The 1505-nt window shown below is 70.7% G+C and carries 1 protein-coding gene; it reads right to left on the reverse strand.

Translation table 11 applies throughout. The features are described from left to right. Positions 1–1268 (reverse strand): DUF1800 domain-containing protein (locus GJ693_RS15920; RefSeq protein ID WP_156257205.1); only part of this gene is annotated, 1268 nt, incomplete at its 3' end. Between the last annotated feature and the right edge of the window lie 237 nt (positions 1269–1505).

Raw genomic sequence — 1505 nt, forward strand, 5'->3', positions numbered from 1 at the left:
CGGCTGGCGACCTCCACCCGGCGCAGCAGCGCATCGGGCGCGGCCCAGCGCGCGGCGTCATCCTCCCAGCCGGCGGGCGATCCGGGGCGCCACACCGGCTGGCCCAACTCACGCAGGGCGCCGATAAGCTGTGGGCCGGGCAGCGTCTCGCGGCCCAAGGCACGGGCCGATGAAATCAGCCAATCCCACGGCGTCTTGAACTTGGAAAGCGGGCTGGCCCAGGCTTCGGGCGCGTCGATCAGGGCGCGATAAAGGGCCATCAACTGCCCGCCACTGGCGAGATAGGCCTGCGCCATGCGATCGACCAGAACCGGCGGCGGCGCATCGGCGACGAAGTGCCGGGCCAGCTTGCTGGCGAGATGGCGGGCGGTGTCTGGATGCACGGCGAGATCGTTCAGGATGGCCGCCGCCTGCGCTTCGCCGCTCTGGCCATAACGGCGGCCGGCGACCGTGACGCTGCCCGGCTCGTGCCAGGCCGGCTGGAAGATGAACTGGCCATCGGGGCCCGGCAGACCAAGCGGACGGCGCACGAAGCCGCCGACGCTCCACCCGGTGAGCGCGCGGGCGAGGCCGGCGACATCGTCTTGGCGGTAGCGGCCGGCGCCGAGCGTGTGCAGCTCAAGGATTTCCCGCGCCAGATTTTCGTTGAGGCCAGGCTGCCGGGGGGCGTTGCGGCGGCGCGCGGCCTCACCCAACTGGCTGTTCGGCCCGATCGACTGCGCCTGGTCGAGATAGAAGAGCATGCCCGGATGGCGGGTGACGGCGAGCAACAGATCGGCAAAGCGGCCGCCGATATTGGGGCGAATGGCCTCGAACTCCAGCGGGCCGCCCATGGTGATGGTCGCCAGCTTGTCGATCGAGATGGCAAAATGATTGGTCCAGAAATGCACCAGCCGTTCGGCAAACGGCGTCGGCGTGGTGAGCGCCACCGCGGTGCGGGCCTGCACCTGCGCCAGATAGGCCTGGCCAAAGGCCTGGCGGCGCTCGCGCTGGGCCTGATTGGCCATTGCTTCGGCTTCCGGGCCCTTGGGGGGTTCCGCATCGCCGGGCCGCCGCGCGCCATCCACACCCTGGCGGCGCAACTGGCCCAGCACCTGCCGATACTGGATGGTCATGGCCGCGCCGCCGGGCAGGCCCTGCAATGGCCGCGGCGCTGGATTGAAGCGGCTGATCTGGCCCACCAGCCAGGCGCGCGGATCGGCTGGCGGCGGATCATCGGGGCGCGCGCCGAGGCCGAAGCGGTTGAGGGCGATGGCAGCAAGGCTCATGCCCTGTAGAACGGTGCGGCGCCGGCCTTTCCCCCGCACGAAAAAGGCCCGGCTGTTGCCAGCCGGGCCTTTTGTCTCTTGAGCGGCTTAGCGGTTGACCTGGCGCTTCAGAAAGCCAGGCACATCATCGTCCCCGGCCTGCGGCGGTTCCGGCTGCGGCGCCAGGCTCGCCGGCGGCGGCTCCGGCGCGCGCGGCTTGCGGCTCATGCCCATCATGCGTTCGAACAGGGTCAGCGG

This window comes from Sandarakinorhabdus oryzae (assembly GCF_009733735.1).
In the GTDB taxonomy this organism is placed as follows: Bacteria; Pseudomonadota; Alphaproteobacteria; order Sphingomonadales; family Sphingomonadaceae; genus Sandarakinorhabdus; species Sandarakinorhabdus oryzae.